The sequence below is a fragment of the Arthrobacter sp. 9V genome (assembly GCF_902506065.1).
In the GTDB taxonomy this organism is placed as follows: Bacteria; Actinomycetota; Actinomycetes; order Actinomycetales; family Micrococcaceae; genus Arthrobacter.
This window is the reverse complement of sequence record NZ_LR732912.1, coordinates 3,387,179-3,408,534: the sequence shown is the minus strand read 5'-3', so window position 1 is coordinate 3,408,534 and position 21,356 is coordinate 3,387,179. Positions and strand designations below refer to the sequence as shown.

The window sequence follows — 21,356 nt, the reverse complement described above, 5'->3', positions numbered from 1 at the left end:
CGCGTTGTTGTACTGTTAACGGGTCGCAACTGGCGTTGGGTGGACTACCACCAGGGAGCGGCAATCACGAAGACCACGGATCGTACGCCTGGGCCGAGGGTCATGTCTTACCGCTGCACGCACGTGACCGATCCCTCCGTTAAAAAAGGGGACGCGGGAATGCTGCTGCCGGTAGCCTGACCTGTAGCACCACCCGTTGCCTAGCCAGGAGATCTCCGTGACTACCACAACCACTTCCGCGTCTGTCAGCAACCAGTCGCTCGCCGATCTCGATCCCGAAATCGCAGCAGTCCTCAACCAGGAACTCGGCCGCCAGCGCGGCACCCTGGAAATGATTGCGTCCGAAAACTTTGCGCCCCGCGCCGTCATGGAAGCCCAGGGCTCCGTCCTGACCAACAAGTACGCCGAGGGTTACCCGGGCCGCCGCTACTACGGCGGTTGTGAATACGTCGACGTCGCTGAGCAGCTCGCCATCGACCGCGTCAAGGAACTCTTCGGCGCCGAGTACGCCAATGTCCAGCCGCACTCCGGTGCCCAGGCGAACGCCGCAGCACTCTCCGCCATGATCACTCCGGGCGATAAGATCCTCGGCCTGTCCCTGGCGCACGGCGGTCACCTGACCCACGGCATGAAGCTCAACTTCTCCGGCAAGCTCTACAACGTAGCTGCCTACCAGGTTGAAGAGGACAACTTCCGGATCGACATGGACAAGCTGCGCGAGCAGGCCATTGCCGAGAAGCCGCAGGTCATCATTGCCGGCTGGTCCGCGTACCCCCGCCACCTGGACTTCGCTGCCTTCCGCTCCATCGCTGACGAAGTCGGCGCCCTCCTCTGGACTGATATGGCGCACTTCGCCGGCCTGGTTGCAGCAGGACTGCACCCCAGCCCGGTGCCGTACTCTGACGTCGTCACCTCTACGGTCCACAAGACCTTGGCTGGCCCCCGTTCCGGTGTGATCCTTGGCAAGCAGGAGTGGGCCAAGAAGCTCAACTCCAGCGTCTTCCCGGGCCAGCAGGGCGGGCCGCTCATGCACGTGATCGCGGCCAAGGCTGTTGCGTTCAAGATCGCCGGCGGCGAAGAGTTCAAGGAGCGCCAGGAGCGTGTCCTTGAGGGTGCCAGGATCATCGCTGACCGCCTGAACCAGTCCGATGTTGCCGAGGCCGGAGTTTCGGTCCTCACCGGCGGCACCGACGTGCACCTGGTTCTGGTTGACCTGCGTAACTCGCAGTTGGACGGCCAGCAGGCCGAAGACCTCCTGCACTCGGCGGGCATCACTGTAAACCGCAACTCTGTTCCGTTCGATCCCCGCCCGCCGATGGTCACCTCCGGCCTCCGCATCGGTACGCCTGCCCTGGCTACCCGCGGATTCGGTGCTGCTGAGTTCACCGAGGTTGCCGAGATCATCGCCACGGCGCTCAAGGCCGGTACCTCGGCAGACGTCGAGTCGCTGCAGGCCCGCGTGGACAAGCTCGCCGCTGACTTCCCGCTGTACCCGCAGCACGAGCAGTGGTAAATCCGCGCCTCCGCGGATAACTAACGCACCACCCGGGCACTGAACCGGGGCTGACGGGACCCGCCGCCGTACCCCACGGCAGCGGGTCCCGTTGGCATGAGCCTCTTATGAGGCTGCCTCACACAGGTCACCCACCAGAAAGAGCAGATGGAATGACACAGTCCACCGCACAGATCCTTGACGGCAAGGCCACCGCCGCAGCCATCAAGGCAGAACTGACCACTCGCGTTTCCGTCCTCGCCGCCAAGGGAATCGTCCCGGGCCTGGGCACCATCCTGGTGGGCTCGGACCCCGGCAGCACCTGGTACGTCGGAGGCAAGCACAAGGACTGCGCCGAGGTTGGCATCCAGTCCATCCGCCGCGACCTCCCCGAGGACATCTCCCAGGAAGGCCTCCTGGACGTTGTCCGCGAGCTCAACGACAACCCTGAGTGCACCGGCTACATCGTTCAGCTGCCGCTGCCCAAGCACATTGACCAGGACGTCATCCTTGAGGCCATGGACCCTGAGAAGGACGCCGACGGCCTGCACCCCATGAACCTTGGCCGCCTGGTGGCGAACGTCAACGGCGAGATGAAGTCCCCGCTGCCCTGCACGCCCAAGGGCTGCGTGGAGCTGCTCCGCCGCCACAATATTGAACTCAAGGGCAAGCGCGTCCTGGTGGTTGGCCGCGGCGTCACCATCGGCCGCCCCATCGGCCTCCTGCTGACCCGCAAGGAAGTCAACGCCACGGTGATCCTGGCGCACACCGGAACGGTGGACCTCCCGGCGGAACTCAAGCAGGCCGACGTCGTGATCGCCGCTGCCGGCGTGCCGCACATGATCAAAGCTGAAGACCTCAAGCCGGGCGCCATAGTGCTCGACGTCGGTGTCAGCCGTGTGGACGACGGCAACGGTAAGGCTGTTGTCACCGGAGACGTGGACCCGGCAGCTGCGGACGTCGCCGCTTGGCTGTCCCCGAACCCGGGCGGTGTTGGACCGATGACCCGTGCCATGCTGCTCGCGAACGTTGTGGAGAGTGCGGAGCGCCAGGCAGGCATCGCGTAGTTCCCACGAACTCATCCGGGCGCCCATCTCGGGGGTTCCCTGCGGAAAATGCCGTGCGCACGGCATCCTGGGCAGGGAACCCCCGAAAAATGGCCTCGCGTAAGTGGGTGGACACTACTAGTCTGCTGAGGGTGCACAATGAAGCAACCCGCTCGCCCACACCGTCATCAACACGGTCGGAATCGTCGCAAGCCGGCATGGACATGAACCCGCCAACCGTCATCAGCGCCCGGAACCTCACCAAGGCCTATGGTGATCTCACCGCAGTGGACAACATCTCCTTCGACGTACCTGCGGGGGAGTCCTTCGGGCTGCTGGGACCCAATGGCGCAGGCAAGTCCACCACCATGAAAATGATTGGTGGCGTCTCCCAACGGACCTCGGGTTCGCTCAGCATCATGGGGCTGGATCCTGAGTCACATGGTCCTGAGGTCAGGGCGCACCTTGGTGTGGTCCCTCAGCAGGACAATCTGGACGAAGAGCTCAAAGTCCGTGAAAACCTGATCGTCTACGGGCGCTATTTTGGCCTGCCGCTGCGGTATTTGAAGCCGAAAGCTGACGAACTCCTGGAATTCGCGCAGCTGACGGATAAGGCCAATTCCAAGGTGGACGCACTCTCCGGCGGCATGAAGCGAAGGCTCACCATCGCACGTTCGCTGATCAACGAGCCCCGGATCCTGCTCCTGGATGAGCCCACCACCGGCTTGGACCCGCAGGCCCGGCACATCCTCTGGGACCGACTCTTCCGTCTCAAGGAAAACGGCGTCACCCTCATTCTCACCACGCACTACATGGACGAGGCCGAGCAGCTTTGCGACCGCCTGATCGTTGTGGACAAGGGCAAGATCATGGCCGAAGGATCTCCTGCCAACCTCATCCGCGAGCATTCGTCACGCGAAGTACTTGAACTCAGGTTCGGGTCCGAGCGGAACGCAACCATCGGCGTCGAACTTCAAGGCATCGGCGAGCGGCTGGAGACGCTGCCTGACCGCGTGCTCATCTACGCGCACGACGGCGAGGCCGCTTTGGAGCAGGTCACCTCCCGGGGGCTGCGGCCCATGACGTCGCTGGTGCGTCGCTCCTCGCTGGAGGACGTTTTCCTGCGGTTGACCGGCAGGAGCCTCGTTGACTAGGGGGACTGTTGACTGACGCGGCGAACAAACCACTCACGACGGCGAAGCAGCCGTTGCGGGCCCACTCACCTGAGGTTTCGGCTGCCCGGGCGAGGCGGTGGGGTGCCTTCTTCTATGCGGAGCAGGTCCTCCGCGTCATGCGCAATTACGGCTGGTCCGTTGTCCTGTACAGCGTGGGTCAGCCTGTGGCGTATCTCTTCGCCATGGGAGTGGGCTTGGCGAGCCTCGTGGATGCCAATAGCGAAGCCGCGTTCGGAGGAGTCAGCTATCTGGAGTTCGTAGCTCCGGCCTTGTTGGTCTCCGCGGCCGTGATGACGGCGTCGGGGGAGTTTTCCTATCCCATCATGGACGGCTTCAAATGGCGCCGCGTGTTCTATGGACCGCATGCCTCACCACTGACACCGCAGCAGATCGCCAGCGGGCACATCATGGCCAGTTCCTTGCGCTTCCTCCTGCAATCGGTGGTCTACTTCGCGGTGGTGGCCATGTTTGGTGCTTCGCCGAGTCCGTGGGGCTGGGTGTCTGCAATGGTGGCAACTGTAGCGGCGCTGTCCTTCGGCCTGCCTCTCATGGCCTATGCAGCCAGTATCACCCAGGACAAGGGGCAGTTTGCCTTGGTGCAGCGCTTCATTGTGATGCCGCTGTTCCTGTTTTCGGGGACGTTCTTCCCGCTGGATTCCCTTCCACTGGCAGTCCGCTGGATCGGCTGGATTTCGCCGGTGTGGCATGGAACCGAGCTGGGCCGGGTCTTCACCTACGGGATGGACCAGAACCCGTTGCTGACCATCACCCACGTAGTGTTCCTGCTGGCCACAGCCACCGCAGGCTGGGTATTGGTGCGCCGCCAATTCGTGAAAAGGATGGGCTCATGAGTGTCCTCACCGGTGGTCACAGCGCCACGGACCTTGCCCGTGAGCGTAAGTTTGGCCCGCTGTACTCCCGTAATGCAAAGGCCGTGGTGGGCCGGGGGCTCATGGCGGCCAAGTCCAGCACATGGCTGGTGATGGTGTCCGGATTCTTCGAGCCGGTGCTGTTCCTGCTGGCCATGGGCGTGGGCATGGGTTCAATCGTGGGCACGGTCCAAGGTCCAGGTGGTGAGGAGATCAGCTACGCCGCGTACATTGCGCCGGCGCTCCTGGCGGTCTCGGCCATGAACGGGGCCATTTACGACTCCACATGGAACGTCTTCTTCAAAATGAACTTCGCCAAGCTGTACCAAGGGATGCTCTACACATCGCTGGGACCCCTGGATGTGGCGATCGGCGAGATCTTCCTGGCACTCCTTCGGGGTCTGCTTTATGCCACGGGATTCACCGCAGTGATGGGCGTGATGGGGTTGATCACCAGTTGGTGGGCCATCCTGGTCATTCCAGCCTCGGTGTTGATCGCTTTCGGCTTTGCAAGCTTCGGGATGGGCATCACCAGCTTCATGAAGACCTTCCAGCAGATGGACTGGATCAACTTCTTCCTGCTGCCCATGTTCCTCTTCAGCGCCACGTTCTACCCGCTCAGCGTCTATCCGCAGGTCATTCAGTGGTTCATCCAAGCCATGCCCTTGTGGCACGGAGTGGAACTCCTGCGCCAGATCAGCGTGGGTTCGTTCAGTCCGGCCACCGCCATCCACGTGGGCTACTACCTGGTGATGATCGCTCTCGGAATCATGCTCACTACTGCAAGGCTGCGCCAACTGTTCCTCAAATAGGGGCAGCCATGAAGGCTATTCGAAGGAAGCCCGTCGGGGATCGTTGGTCCTGGTCTTCCACAGATCCGGTTGATTGACCTTGAACCTTCGCCCGGTCAGCGCCCGGGGCGTCAACCGGATGTAGTTGTCCTTGACTCCAGGCTGCCAAGGTTCAAGACCCAACGCGTCCACCCCGGCCATCTCGTCAGGATCTGTCATCAGCTCCGTATCGCCACGGGCCACCACGCTCCATGCTTCCTGGGTGGGGGCGTCGTATCCGTCGATCTCCAAGACCGCCGGGCGGGACGCCTGGGCCCCCCACAGCTTCCTGCCCGGGCTGCTGCGGAAGACGAGCTGGCGTTGAAACAGGACGTAATTGACAGGGAAGATTTCCGGGTGGTCATCCACCACCAATCCAAGGCGGCCGATGGTTGCAGCAGCGAGCAAATCCCAGCATTCATCAAAGGCCAGGGATGAGTCATCCTGACCCAGGGGGGAGCCGGCGGTCTCCGGGGAATCTGTCATTGTTTCCTCTTCTGTTTTTTACCGCTCCCGAGCTGGCGCCCGGATGTGAAGATCCAGCGGGGCTTCAACGTGCTAATGAGGCGAGCATACCCAGTGGAAGGGCCTGGCCATAGAGGCGAGTTCCCAGTATGTGCTCCTTCCATCAAGGTGGTCCTGCGAGGCTCTGTTCGCCATCCGTGGAAGCGCGCAGGGCACCTTTGCTCATTTGAGAGAATGGGTTCATGCAATCTCTCGGTGACCCGCACCCGTCCACGTCCCCCGCCGGCAAAGGCCTGTTCAAAGGCTTCCGCATCGGCGGTTTGGGGATGACAGTTGTCATCATTGCCTTCCTGGTAGCCGTCATCTTTGCGGCCAACCAGAACGATGTTGTGGGCTGGGTTGTTGCTGTGATTGCTTTCGGGTGGCTCGCGCTTGCCACCTTCGTGGTGCTGAGCATCCGCAGAGCCGCGCAGCGGGCAGGTGCCAAGTTGACCGAAGCGCACAATGCCTTCAATGCCGCAGCCGGCCGCGCGCCGTCGTCGTCCGTTGCTGACAATGGTGGCACGCGTGTGGTTGCCGAGCGGAGCAAATCGGATGAGGTCCGGGACCTCAAACTGGACCATTCGTTCAAGATCGTCCAGGTGCAGGTCCGTGTGGTGGATGAGGAACGGGCCAAGGGCGCGACGGCGGACCAGGACACCATTAACCGGGCGCTGGAAACAATCGCCATTACGGCCACGAATGCACGGGACATGATCAAGTCTTCCGGCGGTTCGGACGAGCCCGTGGCCGGCACCATCATCGACTAGAGTGGACCGGGTGAGTACGGCATTGAAGAAGGACTTCCTTCGCATCGCATCAGTTAACGTCAATGGCCTGCGGGCTGCCTACAAGAACGGCATGGCGGAATGGCTGGAGCCGCGCGAGGTGGACATTCTCTGCCTGCAGGAAGTCCGCGCCCCTGACGACATCGTCCGGAAGCTGATCGGCGAAGGCTGGCACATCCTCCACACCGAAGCCGAGGCCAAGGGCCGTGCCGGTGTGGCCATCGCTTCCCGCGAGGAGCCCACTGCCACCCGCGTCGGGATCGGCGATTCCTATTTCGACACCTCGGGACGCTGGGTCGAGGCCGACTACACCGTCACCAACGCGGCGGGCGAACCCACCACCCTCACCGTTGTCAGTGCTTATGTGCACTCCGGTGATGTGGGAACCCCCAAGCAGGATGACAAATTCCGTTTCCTGGATGCCATGACCGTCCGCCTGCCTGAACTCGGCAAACACAGCGACCACGCATTGGTGGTTGGCGACCTGAATGTCGGACACACAGAACTCGACATCAAGAACTGGAAGGGCAACGTCAAGCGTGCCGGCTTCCTCCCGGAGGAGCGTGCATACTTTGACCGCTTCCTCGGTGAAGAAATCGGATGGAGGGATGTCCACAGGGGCCTGGCAGGTAATGTCGCCGGCCCCTACACCTGGTGGTCCCAGCGCGGTAAGGCCTTTGACACTGACACAGGCTGGCGCATCGACTACCACCTGGCCACTCCGGACCTCGCAGCAGCCGCATTCTCTGCTGTTGTGGACCGTGCGCCTTCGTGGGACACCCGCTTCTCTGACCACGCACCGCTGGTAGTCGACTACCGGCTCTAAGCTTCCTAAGGTATTGCTCCATGACTAGTTCCACCACGACCCAAACCGGCGCATCGGCTGCAGCTGCGGCCCAACCGCAGCCCGCCACGTCCACCAAGCTTGCCGTTGGCGCCAAGCACCGGGTCCTTTCCGGCATGCAACCCTCCGCCGATTCCCTGCACCTTGGCAACTACCTGGGCGCACTGGTCAACTGGGTCCGGATGCAGGAGGAGTACGACGCCGTCTACTTCATTCCCGACCTGCACGCCATCACGGTGCCGCAGGATCCCGCGGAACTCGCCCGCCGTACCCGCGTCACCGCAGCCCAGTACATCGCAGGCGGCGTGGACGTGGACAAGTGCACCCTCTTCGTCCAGTCCCAGGTTCCCGAGCACGCACAGTTGGCGTGGGTCCTGAACTGCATCACCGGCATGGGTGAAGCCGCCCGCATGACACAGTTCAAGGACAAGGCACAGAAGCAGGGTTCGGACCACGCCAGTGTTGGCCTCTTCACGTACCCCATCCTGCAAGCTGCCGACATCCTCCTGTACCAGCCGCACGGCGTGCCGGTAGGTGAAGACCAGCGTCAGCACGTGGAACTCAGCCGGGACCTTGCGAACCGCTTCAACAGCCGCTTCGGCGAGACGTTCCAAGTGCCCGAAGCCTTCATCCAGAAGGAATCGGCCAAGATTTACGATCTCCAGAACCCCAACGCCAAGATGTCCAAGTCAGCGGAGTCACCGGCGGGCCTGATCAACCTGCTGGATGATCCCAAGACCGTGGCCAAGCGCATCAAGTCAGCTGTCACGGACACCGAGACGGAGATCCGGTACGACCGTGAGAACAAGCCGGGCGTGTCCAACCTGCTGACCATTTACTCGGCCATCAGCGGCACGCCGGTGGAGAAGATCGTGGCCGACTATCAGGGCAAAATGTACGGCCACCTGAAGGTTGATCTCGCTGAACTGGTCTCCGGGCATCTGGCACCTATCCGGGAACGCGCCAACGAGCTCCTGGCCGATCCCGCCGAACTGGACCGCCTCCTGGCCCTCGGCGCAGACAAAGCCCGTGAGATTGCAGCTGCAACCCTCGCGGACGTCTACTCCAAGGTAGGGTTCCTGCCGTACCGCGGCGATTCCGCCCACGGAATTCAGGGAGTCCGCTAAGCTCATGTGCTCCGCTGGCCAGCTCAACGTCAAGACCGGCACCCGACAGGGTGCCGGTCCGGACGACTCCCGCCAGCCCGCTGTTTCCGGCAATGATTGCGGCGAGGGCGACACCCTGTGTGTTGGGGTCATTCTCGGTTTCCCGCCGGAGATCGCCCAGGAACTCCAGGAATGGAGGGCGTCCTTCGGTGATCCCATGGCTGAGGTCATTCCCGCGCACATCACCCTGATCACCACCACGCCTACCCAGGACTGGGCAGCTACCCGGGAGCATGTCCGGGAAGTTGCCCGGACCCAGGAACCTTTCGACATCACTATTTCCGGCACGGGTTCCTTCCGCCCCGTTTCCCCTGTGGTGTTCGTCAACGTGGAGGAGGGCTTTGAAGAGTGCGTGAAGTTGCACGAGAAACTTCAGTCCGGACCACTTGAGCGGATGTTGCCCTTCCCGTACCACCCGCACGTCACTGTGGCCCACGACGTCGCCCAGGAAAACCTCGACGAAGCCGAAACGGTCCTCAGGGATTACCGGGCGACGTTCCCTGTGGTTAGCATGGGACTTTACGAGCACGACACCAATGGAATTTGGCAGCTACGGGAAGAGCTCGACTTTGGCGGCGATACTGACGAAGCACAGCAAGCGGATCCAAGCCACAGAGGCGGACGTTCCTCCGCTGCCAACTGAGCTGGCAAAACTCAAACTTCAACTTCTCCGTAAGAGGCAGGAATGGGGTCATGCCAAGCGTGCCGGTGCGGGGCTGCCAAAAAAGCTGGGCGCTTTCTTTGCTCTCTTCCTCGCCAGGCTGAACACTAACCGGGCACTGCGCTCCTTCCAGCACTACACCCGGCAACACGGGCCGCTGCTGAGCGCCGGCATCGGCTTCAACATGTTCTTCTCGGTCACTGGTCTGCTCACTACGGGCTTTGCCATTGCGGGCATTGTGTTGGGTGGCAACCCCGCACTTCAGGACGCCGTGATCGACAGCGTGGCCGCGGCCGCGCCCGGACTCCTCCAGGTTAATGGAGGTGAGGGACTGGTGGACCCGCAATCCCTGCTCAATCCGTCCGGACTTGGATGGACGGCCCTCATCGCCGCTGTGATTACGGTCTTCGTTTCCTTGGGCTGGATCGCCAGCATCAGGGAAGGGCTCCGCGGGGTCATGAACGCTGACCCTCTGGTGCGCAACCCGATTGTCCAAAAACTCATCGACGCCGGCACCCTCCTGCTCCTCGGCGTCATTCTTGTCATCAGTGCAGGTGTCTCGCTCGTCTTTGGCACCGCAGCGGACTGGCTCATTAACTTGCTTAAGCTGGACGAAGGCGTCACCGAGCCCATTGCGGCCACCGTCAAAATTGTGGTTCCGCTCCTCCTTAACTGCGCGACGGCGGCAGTACTGTTCCGCATTGCGGGTGGCCTGAAGTTGGGGCGCCGCGCGTTCCTGGAGGGGGTGGTCTTGGCTGGCGTCGGGACTACCGTGCTGCAATTCTTCAGCACAGAACTTCTTGCACGCTCCGGCAACAACCCGGTCCTGGCTTCGTTTGCCATCATCATCGGCCTGCTGATCTGGTTCAACCTTGTGAGCCAGGTGTATCTCGTCTCGGCGTCCTGGTCGGCTATTCGCGAGGCTGATACGGAATCGGGGGAGTCCCCGCGCAGGAAAGTGCTCGGCTCGCGTCGGGTAGCGCCACGCACCTGAGATTTTCAACCTGGAGGCCTGCATGAACAACCAACTGTGGATCGCTTGTCTCCTCGGGGCAGCGGCCGGACTCATTGTTGGCCAGTTGGTTTTCAATTCGCCGTTCCTCGGCATCCTGATCGGTGTTGGAGTCGGTGCACTCGTTGGCGCTGCAGTGGGACCCCGCCGCAGCTAGCCGCGGACGGGCTTAGGGCGCCCGCACCAGCCCTTCCCAAGCCACGGTCCAGCCCTCCGGGAATCCCGGCGCGTGACGTTCCGGTCCGTTGTCCCAGCCGGCGGCCATGAGTGCAACGGCAGCCAGAAGCCCACCGTTTCCCGGCAAGTAGAGCGGCAGCGAGTCGGTTTGGCGGTTGTGGCCATTGGGGAGGACCGTGTTCTTGCCGGCGTCCAGGAGGAGCGCATCAACTGCCGCCTCCGGGTCCTCCAGCCGTGCTGCGGTCATGGCCATGACCGGGTAGTCCCAACCCCACGTGCTGGCCCAGTCCCAATCGGCCAGGACGTCTGAGAGCGTGGCACGCATGACGGCGGGATCAATGAGATCGGTCTGCGGGAGAACACCGAGTGCGCAGAGCATGGACGGGTGGTCCGTGCGGATGGTGAACGGCTCCACATCGATCGCTGCGTATCCGCCGTCAATAGCCCGCGGCGGCACCATGCCATCGGCCACCTCCAGCCATTCCTGCACAGGTTCCAGGCCCATCCGCTCCCGCCAGGCGGCAGCAGTGCCCAGGCCCCACTGCCAGTACGCCAGTTCAAAAGTGGGGTTGCTGACCTTGGCTCTGATGGAACCGTAGCTCTCCTGTGCCGGGATCAGGGGCGGACCCAACTCGAATCCCCGTGTAGTGGGGTGCGCGAAGCTGGCCATGAACGCAGCAGATTCGAAGACGATTTCCGCGAATTCCTCCAACACTTCACGACTCGGATCTGCGCGGTACACCAGCTCGGCCAGGTAGATGGGGTGCGGTTGCTGCCAGATCAGGAACGTACCGATAGGGCTGGGGCTTTCCCGCCCGTCCGGACCCACCTGCTTGGGCCAGCGAACGCCGTCGAATCCTTGCGCCTTGGCTGTCTGCCGTGAAGTCTCCAGAACTGTGGAGTACCACCGGAGCGAAGGAAGCAGCAGCTCCGCACGATTCCACTGCGCAAAGTGGGCGGCATGCCACCAGTGCATCTCCAAGTGAAAACGGCCACGCCAGGAATTGCAGACCAGCCCGGTCTCCTGCGGCGGCAACGAGCCTGAGCAGTTGACGGCGGTCAGGTATTGCGAGAGCACTATCCTGCGTTCGAGTTCCTTGGCTCTGGGATCATCCGTGGCATCAAGCTCCACCGCGCCTCCGGAAGACCAAAAGGCAGGCCAATACGCCGCGGATGCGTTCTCCACCTGACGCGCAGGAGAGGGCTCGACGCCGGTGCGGGCGTTCGTGCCGGAGCCCGCCTCAGGTGTGGGGCCTGCCAGCCTGTTGTTGCCTCGCGGGAGGCAGTCGCCGTCCCCTGCGGACACGAAAGCAACCGCGAGCTCCATGGTGCTCACGGACGGGGAGCTTGATACTCGGAGCCGGTGTTGCCCGGTTTGTTCTACCTCAATCTCCTGGCCTGTGATGATCACCTGGTAGCGGGAATCGTCCAGTTCGCGGCGGACGGTCCACGTGGGGGCGCCATTGGTTTGATCCGAACGTTCCGGGCCTTGGACAGTGGTGTTGTGGGACTCCGGCTGGTTCCAGTCCGCGGCGTCATGCCACGCCTCTGACCCGTATGGGAAGGCGACGCCCACCACCAAGCCGGCCCCAAGCGCCGGCGACTCAACGCGGAAGGCGAGCTCGTCGCGGTCCGGATGGCACGCCGTCGTGACCTTGACCGGGTGTCCAGCCACAGCGAAGCGGCTTGTCACCACTCCTGTCCAGAGGTCGAGTGTTTGTTCAATGTCAGCGATGTCGGCGGGGACGAGGGGACGTTCGGCTCCGTCCTCCATCCAGCGGAAGCCAATGCGCCCCAGGTCCAGCCGATGGGAGTTAGCGCGGAGCCATGTTTCTGCTTGGGAGGTGTCCGTCTCGCGGTCGTTGACGATCTCGCCCACCATATCCACGTAGGGCACAGGGCCTCGCGGGGAATCGTAGAGGACTGTGGAAGCAGCGAGGTCGTAGGGCTCCGCCGGCGGAACGGAGTGCCAACCCCACTGGGCTTGCGTACCGAGCAACGTTCCCGGCGGGAGCTCGTCACGGGCGCCCACGGGGTAGGCCTCCGGCAATGACTGCAGGCCGGTGAGATCCATGGTGAACGCAAACTCGCCGTTGCCCACCGAAACGGGGCTTCGAGGGTCGAGGTGTTCCTGACGGACGTTGTGGCGCTGGACCAAGGCCTTGCGGTCGATGGGAGAGTTTCCGGAAGGGGCGCCCGACTCCAGGACCACCGTGTCTTCAAGCTCTCTGAGCGGGAAGAACGCGGCCCGCTCATGCGGACTCTTGTTGGGCTGGTGGAGCGTCAGGAACAGGCTGCCATCCAATGCGCGGCCTATCATGCCATGGCCGCCGTCGGTGCCCCACAGTGGCTCTTCCTCTTGTGTCCACGGGCCCACCACGGTTCCGGATTCGCTCCGGGCAATACCCATGGAATAGCCACGGTCTCCAAAGCTGGACCAGAGCATGATGAGCCTGCCGCTACCCAGTCTGAACAAGAAAGGGCCGTCGGTGACGTATGCGGGGAACTCCCTGTCGCGGACGGAAGGTAAATCCAGTGCTCTGGCCCATGGCGCTTCCGAAGCGCTGAACAGGAAGACCGGCTCCCCGATCGCATGCCTCAGGTCAGCGCTGAGGCGTTGGGCCATGATGGTGCCGTCATGGACCTGTTTCCACTCGTGGCAGAACACCATCCATGGGTCCCCTGCTTGGTCGATGTGGAGTGTTCCGTCAAGGCATTCCCAATCATGGGGGGTAACGGGGCCGTCGCTCCACGGTTCGTAGGGACCCTCGGGCATGCTGGCGGAAAGTATCTGCGTTCCACGGCAACGTCCTGGAGCGGTGAACGTGGCAAACATGAAGTACCGGCCTTGGTGTTCATGCACCTCAGGCGCCCAAAACTGTTTCTGGCTCCAGAACCCTGCAGGCGGACGAAAGGCCTCGATGGGGCCTTCCCAAGTCCGAAGATCACTGCTTCGGTAGCAGTCGAAGCCGGTGGCAGGTCCGGACCAGATGTTCTCATCAGTGCTTCCAAAGAGCAGGTATTGCCCGGATTCCTGCAGCGTGACAACAAAGGGATCCCGGATCTGGATCTGGTCCAAGTGGTAGGTCAAAGCGTGCTCCTTTGCAGCCCTAAATAGTTCACGGTGGAAACTATTGACGAATATACACTGCCTTGATACGTTTCAGGAACCGTTTTCTTGAGTCTGAAAGAAGCTTACCCAATGGCGCGTAAATCTCTCCGTAGTATCCGAAAATCCATTGCTTTCATCACCGCGGTAGGGCTGCTGGGCCTTACCGCGGCATGTTCGAGCCCGTCGTCCAATCAGCCCGAGGATGGCCCCGTAGAGATCCGATTCTCGTGGTGGGGCAACGCCACCCGGGCCGAGCTGACTAACAAGGCCATCAAGGAGTTCGAGGCAGCCAACCCCAACATCAAGGTCAAGCCGGAGTACGGGGACATCGGAGGCTACTTCGATAAACTGGCCACCCAAGTAGCCGCAAACGACGCCCCGGATGTCATCACCATGGGTGGCGCCTACCCGGCGGAGTACGCCAACCGTGGCGCGCTGCTTGATCTCTCCAAGGTTGAGGGGTCCTTGGACCTCTCCAAGATGGACAAGGGAGCCCTCGAAAACGGCCAAGTGCAAGGCACGCAATATGGTGTCTCCACTGGCGCCAATGCCTTGGCTATTGTGGTCAACCCGGCCGTGTTCCAGGCTGCCGGCGTAGCCCTTCCGGATGACAGCAAGTGGTCCTGGGACGACTTCGCCAAAACTGCTGCCGACATCACCGCGAAGAGCCCCAAGGGGACCTACGGTACGGCCACAGTCCTAACGCACGACTCCCTGGATGCCTTTGCCCGGCAACGTGGCGAATCCCTGTACACCCAGGACGGCCAGCTGGGACTGGGCAAGGAAACCGTTCAGGACTACTTCGATTTCTCCGTCAAACTCAGTGAGTCAGGTGCAGCCCCCGGCGCATCGGAAACCGTGGAGAAGCTCAATGTCAGTACCGAGCAGACCCTCATGGGCATGGGGCAAGCGGGCATGATGCTCACCTGGACCAACTCTTTGTCTGCCCTCAGCAAAGCCTCCGGCGCTGAACTGAAGCTGCTGAAACTTCCCGGCGAAACCCCCACGCCGGGCATTTGGCTTCAGTCTTCGCAGTTTTACACCATCTCCGCCCGCAGCAAGCACACGGATGCTGCCGCTAAATTGGTCAGTTTCCTGGTCAACAATGAGGCCGCAGCAAAGGTCATCCAGAGCGACCGTGGCGTTCCCAGCAACTCCGGGATGCGCACGGCCATCCAGGACCTTCTGACACCCCAAGGCAAGGTTGAGGCCGCCTACATCGATGAGATCGGCAAGATGGAGTTCGCGCCAACCTTCATCGGTCCCACCGGTTCAACCGCGGTTTCGGAGATCACCGCCCGCATCAACACCGAGGTCCTGTTCAAGAGGCTGAGCCCGGAGAAGGCTGCCGAGCAGTGGCTCAGCGAAAGCAAAGCGGCCATCGGCAAGTAGGCACCCAACTAGGTGACAGCAAACGCTCTACTGAGCCGTCAGTAGAGCGTTTGCTGTCACCTACATGGGCGGGCGGGGCCCTTAGCCGGCGTCCCGGACCTCAAGGTACGGGTCTGCCCATGCGCTGATGATCCGAGCGACCCGCGCCGCCTGCCCCTTCCCGGTGAGGAGGTGCTCGCTGCCCTCCAAGGAGATAAAACTCCGGGGGTGACGCGCAGTACGGAAAATCTCGCTGGCGTTATCGATCCCCACAGTGTTGTCGGTGGGGGAGTGCATCACCATGAGCGGCTTGTGAAGGGTGCGGATGCAGTCCCGCAGATCCGCGCGTTCCACGTCCTCCACAAAGTGGCGTCGGACCTCCATGGGTCGCCCGCCAAGATCCACCACAGCGCTGCCGTCCCGGAGGATGGAATCAATCTCCGTGTCGAACATGTGCTCAACATGCTTGGGCTCGTAAGGCGCGCCCACGGTCACCACGGCGTTCAGGCCAGGGATGTCGCGGGCTGCGGCCAGTACGGCGGCACCCCCGAAGGAGTGGCCCACCAGCAGCGAGATTCCACGGCCGTCCTCCGTCATGAACGCCGCTGCGAGGATGGTGTCCGCTACCTTGACGCTGAAGGAGCCCGCCGACCATTCACCGGCCGAGCCGCCCAAACCCAGGTTGTCGAAGCGCAGCATGCCAACTCCCTGCTCAGCGAGCCCTTTGCAGATGCGCGAAGCCGCGGGGCTGTCCTTGCCCAGGGTCAGGCCGTGGGAGTACACGCCCCAACCGCGCACAGGTCCCTCCGGGACGTCCACGATGCCTGCCAAGGTGTCGCCGGTGCTTCCGGTAAAGCTGATTTTCTCAGGGCGTGACACGCTGGTCTCCTTGCGTTGGGGTGCGGATTGCGCTGAACGTTCCGGCTACAGCCGGTCCTCGCAGTTGATTAACGACGACGGCGCCACCCACCACTTGGGTTCTAGCGGTCGTTGCAACACCCTAGATTTTTGGGAGTTGCAACGACCGTGCCGCATTTAAGCGATGTTTCCTCGGAGTCCCGGAAGTTTGCGAGATCTACCCCTGAGCAGAGGGAGGCTTGTCGCCCAGGAACTCAACGGCCGCCCACGCAAAACGCTCGACTGGGATACCCCAGCCGAGCGTCTGCGTGATCTACTAATGACCACATAACACCAGCAGTGTTGCAACGACCACTAGAAACCGCCCCATCAGTGGTGAGCGGCGCCGTCGTCGTGCTTGTTCTAAGTTCTGCTCGTTCCCAGGGAACGATCAACTAGATCTTGCGGGCCAGAATGGCCTGCTTGACCTCGGCGATAGCCTGGGTCACCTGGATGCCACGGGGGCATGCTTCCGAGCAGTTGAAGGTGGTGCGGCAACGCCACACGCCTTCTTTGTCGTTCAGGATCTCAAGGCGCATGTCGCCGGCGTCATCGCGGGAATCGAAGATGAAGCGGTGGGCGTTGACGATCGCGGCCGGACCGAAGTACTGGCCATCGGTCCAGAAGACCGGGCAGGACGAGGTGCAGGCGGCGCACAGAATGCACTTGGTGGTGTCATCAAAGCGCTCACGGTCCTCAACGGACTGCAGGCGTTCCTTGGTGGGTTCATGGCCCTTGTTGATCAGGAACGGCATGACTTCGCGGAAGGACTGGAAGAACGGCTCCATGTCCACAATCAGGTCCTTCTCCACAGGGAGGCCCTTGATCGGCTCAACAGTGATGGGCTTGGTGGTGTCCAGGTCCTTCAGCAGCGTCTTGCAGGCGAGGCGGTTGCGGCCGTTGATGCGCATGGCATCGGAGCCACACACGCCGTGGGCGCAGGAGCGACGGAAGGAAACGCTGCCGTCAATCTCCCACTTGACCTTGTGGAGGGCATCCAACACGCGGTCCGTGCCGTACATGGTCAGCTTGTAGTCATCCCAGCGTGCTTCGTCCGAGATTTCGGGATCGTAGCGGCGTACGCGCAGCGTGATGTGGAAGGTGGGAATTTCACCGTCGCCTGCAACGCTTGCCGGGAGCTCGATCTTGGAAGCGGGCTCTGCCATTTCGGTCGTCATTAGTACTTACGCTCCATCGGCTCGTAACGGGTGAAGATGACGGGCTTCGTCTCAAGACGGATGCCCGCAACAGATTCCGCCGAGGAGTCGACGGTGACGGAAGTGTCCAGGTAAGCCATGGAGTGCTTCATGAACTTTTCGTCATTGCGGTCCGGGAAGTCCTCGCGGTAGTGGCCACCGCGCGACTCTTCACGGTGCAGTGCACCAACGGTCATGACCTTGGCCATGTCCAGGAGGAAGCCCAGCTCAACTGCTTCCAGGAGATCCAGGTTGAAGCGCTTGCCCTTGTCCTGAACGGTGACGTGCTTGTAGCGCTCTTCGAAGGAAGCGATGTCGCGCAGTACCTGTTCCAGGGATTCCTTGGTGCGGAACACCTGCATGTTGGCGTCCATGGTGTCCTGCAGTTCCTTGCGGATCTGCGCAACACGCTCGGTGCCGTTGCCGGTCAGCAGTCCGTCCAGGATGCCGCGGGTCATTGCCTCCGGGTCCTCGGGCAGCTCAACGTAGTCGGCTGTCTTTGAGTACTCCGCAGCAGCGATACCGGCGCGCTTGCCGAAGACGTTGATGTCCAGGAGCGAGTTGGTTCCGAGACGGTTGGAGCCGTGAACGGACACACAGGCAACTTCACCGGCTGCGTAGAGACCCGGGACGATCGTGTCGTTGTCCTGGAGCACTTCAGTGGTGATGTTGGTGGGGATGCCACCCATGGCGTAGTGCGCGGTGGGGAACACGGGAACGGGATCGGTGAACGGTTCCACACCCAGGTAGGTGCGGGCGAACTCCGTAATGTCCGGAAGCTTGGCTTCGATGTGCGCCGGCTCAAGGTGGGTCAGGTCCAAAAGGACGTAGTCCTTGTTGGGACCACAACCGCGGCCTTCTCGCACTTCGTTGGCCATGGCACGGGCCACGATGTCACGGGGCGCAAGGTCCTTGATGGTGGGGGCGTAGCGCTCCATGAAGCGCTCACCTTCGGAGTTACGCAGGATGGCACCTTCACCACGTGCACCCTCGGTGAGGAGGATGCCCAGGCCGGCCAGACCGGTCGGGTGGAACTGGAAGAACTCCATGTCTTCCAGGGGGATGCCGCGGCGGAACGCGATGCCCATGCCGTCACCGGTGAGGGTGTGTGCGTTGGACGTGGTCTTGAAGACCTTGCCTGCGCCGCCGGAGGCGAACACCACGGACTTGGCCTGGAAGACGTGCAGTTCACCGGAAGCGAGGTCGTAGGAGACCACGCCGGCAACACGCTTCTGCTTGTACGGTGTGCCGTCTTCGCGCACTGCGTCTTCTTCGACGATCAGCAGGTCAAGGACGTAGTACTCGTTGTAGAACTCAACGTTGTGCTTGACGCAGTTTTGGTACAGCGTCTGCAGGATCATGTGGCCGGTACGGTCAGCTGCGTAGCAAGCACGGCGAACGGGTGCCTTGCCGTGGTCACGGGTGTGGCCACCGAAGCGGCGCTGGTCAATCCGGCCCTCGGGCGTGCGGTTGAACGGCAGACCCATCTTTTCCAGGTCCAGCACGGCGTCAATGGCTTCCTTCGCCATGACCTCGGCGGCATCCTGGTCAACCAGGTAGTCCCCACCCTTGATGGTGTCAAAGGTGTGCCATTCCCAGTTGTCTTCTTCGACGTTGGCCAGTGCTGCGCACATTCCACCCTGGGCCGCACCTGTGTGCGAGCGGGTGGGGTAGAGCTTGGTCAGTACCGCGGTGCGTGCTCGCTGACCGGATTCGATCGCGGCGCGCATGCCGGCGCCACCTGCACCGACAATGACGACGTCGTACTTATGGACCTGCATACCAGATGCTCTCTCTTTCAAAAATTCAGATGGTCGGCGGAGGCTGCTCCGCTACGTCAGGCGAACCGGTTCACTCGGTGAGTGTGCCGGTAGGCGCCGCTACGGGGCCGGGCAGAAACCGCCAGGCAACTGAACGCCGTCGACGACGGGGCACGGGTTGAAGGTGAAGATCACCAGCGTGCCAAGGATGATGATGACCAGGGTGGCCGCGTAGAGGACCATCTTGAGCCAGAAGCGCGTGGAATCCTTCTCGGCGTAGTCGTTGATGATGGTGCGGACGCCGTTGGTGCCGTGCAGCATGGCGAGCCACAGCATGGCCAGGTCCCAGAACTGCCAGAACGGATCGGCCCACTTGCCGGCAACAAAGCCGAAGTCGATCGCGTGGATGCCCTCGCCTACCAGCAGGTTCACGAACAGGTGGCCGAAGATCAGCACCACCAGGACGATGCCGGAGAGACGCATGAACAGCCAGGCGATCATTTCGAAGTTGCCGCGGCTGGAGCCGGTGCGGTTGTACTTCGGAGCGATCTTGCCGCTGCGTGGGGATTCGATGGTTGTCATGGCTTAGTGGCCTCCCAGCGCGAGGGAAAGGTGGCGGATAGCGAAGCCTGCGAACGTGACAAGCCACAGTGCAAGCACGACCCACAGCAACTGGCGCTGGTACTTCGCGCCCTTCTTCCAGAAGTCGATGGCAATCACACGCAGGCCGTTGAAGGCATGGAAGATGATCGCGGCGACCAGGCCCGTTTCACCCAGGGCCATGAGGGGGTTCTTGTAGGCACCAATAACAGCGGTGTAGGCCTCAGGGGACACGCGCACCAATGAGGTGTCCAGCACATGGACCAACAAGAAGAAAAAGATCACTACACCTGTAATGCGGTGTCCAACCCAGGACCACATGCCTTCACGGCCGCGGTACAAGGTGCCAGCTGGTTTTGTCGGCACTGATTAAACCTTCCTGCAACACAGCGGCGCTGGCATGGGATCCACGCGGGGGGAACGCCTGCTGCGAGAGCACTCGTAGCTCACGCCTAAATCTAGGCTTCGCTAACAGCATATTCAATTTAGGACGGGCTTCTTTGCTTGTTAATTCCATGTTTCCTGCCCATATTCAGGCGATTTTCGGCACTGTCTGAGACGAACGCCACACGTGTGTCCTGCTGCAGGGCTTCCCGTCGGCACAGGATAAAGTGTTGCGGTGAGTACAGAAGACGCGAAATACCCGGAATCGCCATTAAACCGCTTCCATGCGGTTATTCCGGCGGGCGGTGTGGGGACCCGGCTATGGCCACTCTCGCGTGCCGCTGCGCCCAAGTTCCTCCACGACCTGACCGGTTCCGGCAGCACGTTGTTGAGGGCTACCTATGACCGCTTGGAACCGCTTGCCGGTGAAAGGGTCCTTGTTGTTACCGGCGAGGCACATCGCGCCGCCGTGTGCCGCCAACTCCCCGAGATCGGGGACGATGAATTGGTGCTGGAAAGCGAGCCCAAGGACTCCGGCGCCGCAATCGGCCTTGCCGCCGCCATCCTTTACCGCCGCGATCCTGACACCATCATGGGTTCCTTCGCTGCGGACCAGGTCATCAGCCCGGACGATCTCTTCCTGGAGACCGTGCGCGAGGCTATCTATACCGCGGCCACCGGCAAGATCGTCACCATTGGCATCAAGCCCACCCACCCCTCTACCGGATTCGGTTACATCCGCTCCGGTGCTGCCCTGAACGTGGAGGGCGCCCCGAACGCGCTTGCTGTTGCGGAGTTCGTGGAGAAGCCCAGCCAGGAAGTGGCCAACAAATATGTTGAGGCAGGGGACTACGTCTGGAACGCCGGCATGTTCGTGGCTCCCGTTGCGCTCATGCTCAAGCACCTTGAGGCCAACCAGCCGGAACTGTTCAAGGGCCTGCAGGAAATCGCAGAGGCCTGGGACACTCCGCAGCGCACGGAAGTGACGTCGCGCGTGTGGCCGACGTTGCCGAAAATCGCCATTGATTACGCCGTTGCGGAGCCCGCAGCGGAAGCCGGAGATGTCGCCGTCGTGCCTGGCACTTTCCGTTGGGACGACGTCGGTGACTTCGCCGCGATCGGCCGCCTCAACAACGCAGGTGACGTCGATGAAGTAACGGTTCTTGGCGAAGGCGCACGTGTTTTTGCCGAGAACGCCAGCGGTGTTGTGGTCTCCGATACCAAGCGCGTCATCGCCTTGATCGGTATCAAGGACGTGGTCATTGTGGACACTCCGGACGCCCTTTTGGTCACCACCAAGGAGCATGCGCAACTGGTCAAGGGCACTGTTGATGCCCTGAAAGCCAGTGGCGATACGGACGTGCTGTAGTACATCCTGCTTATACCGTGAGCCACCTCTTTGGTTGTCCTGCGTCTGAACGCGGCGTAACCAAGAGGTGGCTTTCGTTCTTCGGGAGCCGTGCATGGCTAGA

The 21,356-nt window shown here is 62.0% G+C and carries 20 protein-coding genes, 1 pseudogene and 1 riboswitch; of the genes and pseudogenes, 13 read left to right on the top strand and 8 right to left on the bottom strand.

The genetic code is table 11. The features are described 5' to 3' along the window. The first annotated feature begins 15 nt into the window (after positions 1-15). A riboswitch (ZMP/ZTP riboswitch) is annotated at positions 16-101 on the top strand. A 116-nt stretch (positions 102-217) separates the two neighbouring features. The 5 genes from glyA to BACI9J_RS15580 all read left to right on the top strand — a co-directional run bounded on the left by glyA (position 218) and on the right by BACI9J_RS15580 (position 5,394). Beyond that, entirely contained in the window at positions 218-1,513 is a 1,296-nt protein-coding gene (gene glyA / locus BACI9J_RS15600; protein ID WP_159735179.1) for a serine hydroxymethyltransferase, read from the top strand. Positions 1,514-1,665: 152 nt separating this feature from the next. Then, positions 1,666-2,559 (top strand): bifunctional methylenetetrahydrofolate dehydrogenase/methenyltetrahydrofolate cyclohydrolase, encoded by an 894-nt coding sequence (locus BACI9J_RS15595; protein WP_159735178.1) that lies wholly within the window; start codon positions 1,666-1,668, stop codon positions 2,557-2,559. Positions 2,560-2,762: 203 nt separating this feature from the next. Further along, a complete protein-coding gene (locus tag BACI9J_RS15590; protein WP_159735177.1) occupies positions 2,763-3,692 on the top strand; it encodes an ABC transporter ATP-binding protein in 930 nt (309 codons plus the stop codon). 8 nt (positions 3,693-3,700) lie between these two features. Beyond that, the gene (locus BACI9J_RS15585; protein WP_236558712.1) at positions 3,701-4,564 is read left to right on the top strand and encodes an ABC transporter permease; all 864 of its coding nucleotides are present in this window, start codon (positions 3,701-3,703) and stop codon (positions 4,562-4,564) included. After that, positions 4,561-5,394: an ABC transporter permease gene (locus BACI9J_RS15580; protein ID WP_159735176.1), complete on the top strand. Its 834-nt coding sequence runs from the start codon at positions 4,561-4,563 to the stop codon at positions 5,392-5,394. Before BACI9J_RS15585 ends, BACI9J_RS15580 begins: the two co-directional genes overlap by 4 nt. Before the next feature lie 15 nt (positions 5,395-5,409). Here the strand turns inward: BACI9J_RS15580 and BACI9J_RS15575 are convergent, their stop codons facing one another. Next, the gene (locus BACI9J_RS15575; RefSeq protein ID WP_159735175.1) at positions 5,410-5,898 is read right to left on the bottom strand and encodes a pyridoxamine 5'-phosphate oxidase family protein; all 489 of its coding nucleotides are present in this window, start codon (positions 5,896-5,898) and stop codon (positions 5,410-5,412) included. A gap of 221 nt (positions 5,899-6,119) precedes the next feature. On the opposite strand from BACI9J_RS15575, the gene BACI9J_RS15570 reads away from it, so the two are divergent. From BACI9J_RS15570 to BACI9J_RS15545, 6 genes are all read left to right on the top strand, one after another. Beyond that, a complete protein-coding gene (locus BACI9J_RS15570; protein ID WP_159735174.1) occupies positions 6,120-6,686 on the top strand; it encodes a hypothetical protein in 567 nt (188 codons plus the stop codon). Positions 6,687-6,696: 10 nt separating this feature from the next. Next, on the top strand, positions 6,697-7,530 hold the full coding sequence (locus BACI9J_RS15565; RefSeq protein ID WP_159735173.1) for an exodeoxyribonuclease III: 834 nt from the start codon (positions 6,697-6,699) through the stop codon (positions 7,528-7,530). Positions 7,531-7,550: 20 nt separating this feature from the next. Next, complete coding sequence (trpS, locus tag BACI9J_RS15560) at positions 7,551-8,675, top strand: tryptophan--tRNA ligase (RefSeq protein ID WP_159735172.1); 1,125 nt, start codon at positions 7,551-7,553, stop codon at positions 8,673-8,675. 4 nt (positions 8,676-8,679) lie between these two features. Further along, complete coding sequence (locus BACI9J_RS15555; protein WP_159735171.1) at positions 8,680-9,357, top strand: 2'-5' RNA ligase family protein; 678 nt, start codon at positions 8,680-8,682, stop codon at positions 9,355-9,357. A gap of 85 nt (positions 9,358-9,442) precedes the next feature. Further along, positions 9,443-10,369 carry a YihY/virulence factor BrkB family protein gene (locus BACI9J_RS15550; RefSeq protein WP_159736496.1) on the top strand — a complete coding sequence of 309 codons (927 nt, stop codon included), beginning with the start codon at positions 9,443-9,445 and terminating at the stop codon, positions 10,367-10,369. A gap of 22 nt (positions 10,370-10,391) precedes the next feature. Beyond that, positions 10,392-10,544: a glycine zipper domain-containing protein gene (locus tag BACI9J_RS15545; protein ID WP_159735170.1), complete on the top strand. Its 153-nt coding sequence runs from the start codon at positions 10,392-10,394 to the stop codon at positions 10,542-10,544. Between the two features lie 12 nt (positions 10,545-10,556). On the opposite strand, the gene BACI9J_RS15540 is transcribed toward BACI9J_RS15545, so the two are convergent. After that, complete coding sequence (locus tag BACI9J_RS15540) at positions 10,557-12,737, bottom strand: hypothetical protein (protein ID WP_201296687.1); 2,181 nt, start codon at positions 12,735-12,737, stop codon at positions 10,557-10,559. A 102-nt stretch (positions 12,738-12,839) separates the two neighbouring features. Next, a pseudogene (locus BACI9J_RS24785) lies at positions 12,840-13,643 on the bottom strand (glycoside hydrolase family 43 protein); the annotation flags it as partial. 123 nt (positions 13,644-13,766) lie between these two features. On the opposite strand from BACI9J_RS24785, the gene BACI9J_RS15530 reads away from it, so the two are divergent. Beyond that, the gene (locus BACI9J_RS15530) at positions 13,767-15,068 is read left to right on the top strand and encodes an ABC transporter substrate-binding protein (RefSeq protein WP_159735169.1); all 1,302 of its coding nucleotides are present in this window, start codon (positions 13,767-13,769) and stop codon (positions 15,066-15,068) included. 81 nt (positions 15,069-15,149) lie between these two features. Here BACI9J_RS15530 and BACI9J_RS15525 read toward each other — a convergent pair whose 3' ends face one another. The 5 genes from BACI9J_RS15525 to sdhC all read right to left on the bottom strand — a co-directional run bounded on the left by BACI9J_RS15525 (position 15,150) and on the right by sdhC (position 19,866). After that, positions 15,150-15,926, bottom strand: coding sequence for an alpha/beta hydrolase family protein (locus tag BACI9J_RS15525; RefSeq protein ID WP_159735168.1), 777 nt, complete (start codon positions 15,924-15,926; stop codon positions 15,150-15,152). 413 nt (positions 15,927-16,339) lie between these two features. After that, positions 16,340-17,122 (bottom strand): succinate dehydrogenase iron-sulfur subunit, encoded by a 783-nt coding sequence (locus BACI9J_RS15520; protein ID WP_011773975.1) that lies wholly within the window; start codon positions 17,120-17,122, stop codon positions 16,340-16,342. Further along, on the bottom strand, positions 17,122-18,921 hold the full coding sequence (gene sdhA / locus BACI9J_RS15515) for a succinate dehydrogenase flavoprotein subunit (protein WP_089594136.1): 1,800 nt from the start codon (positions 18,919-18,921) through the stop codon (positions 17,122-17,124). Before sdhA ends, BACI9J_RS15520 begins: the two co-directional genes overlap by 1 nt. A 99-nt stretch (positions 18,922-19,020) precedes the next feature. Beyond that, positions 19,021-19,482 (bottom strand): succinate dehydrogenase hydrophobic membrane anchor subunit, encoded by a 462-nt coding sequence (locus tag BACI9J_RS15510; RefSeq protein WP_017197835.1) that lies wholly within the window; start codon positions 19,480-19,482, stop codon positions 19,021-19,023. Positions 19,483-19,485: 3 nt separating this feature from the next. Then, on the bottom strand, positions 19,486-19,866 hold the full coding sequence (gene sdhC, locus BACI9J_RS15505) for a succinate dehydrogenase, cytochrome b556 subunit (RefSeq protein ID WP_011773978.1): 381 nt from the start codon (positions 19,864-19,866) through the stop codon (positions 19,486-19,488). Between the two features lie 253 nt (positions 19,867-20,119). Between sdhC and BACI9J_RS15500 the strand changes: the two genes are divergently transcribed. After that, positions 20,120-21,253: a mannose-1-phosphate guanylyltransferase gene (locus BACI9J_RS15500; RefSeq protein WP_159735167.1), complete on the top strand. Its 1,134-nt coding sequence runs from the start codon at positions 20,120-20,122 to the stop codon at positions 21,251-21,253. The last annotated feature ends 103 nt before the right edge of the window (positions 21,254-21,356 follow it).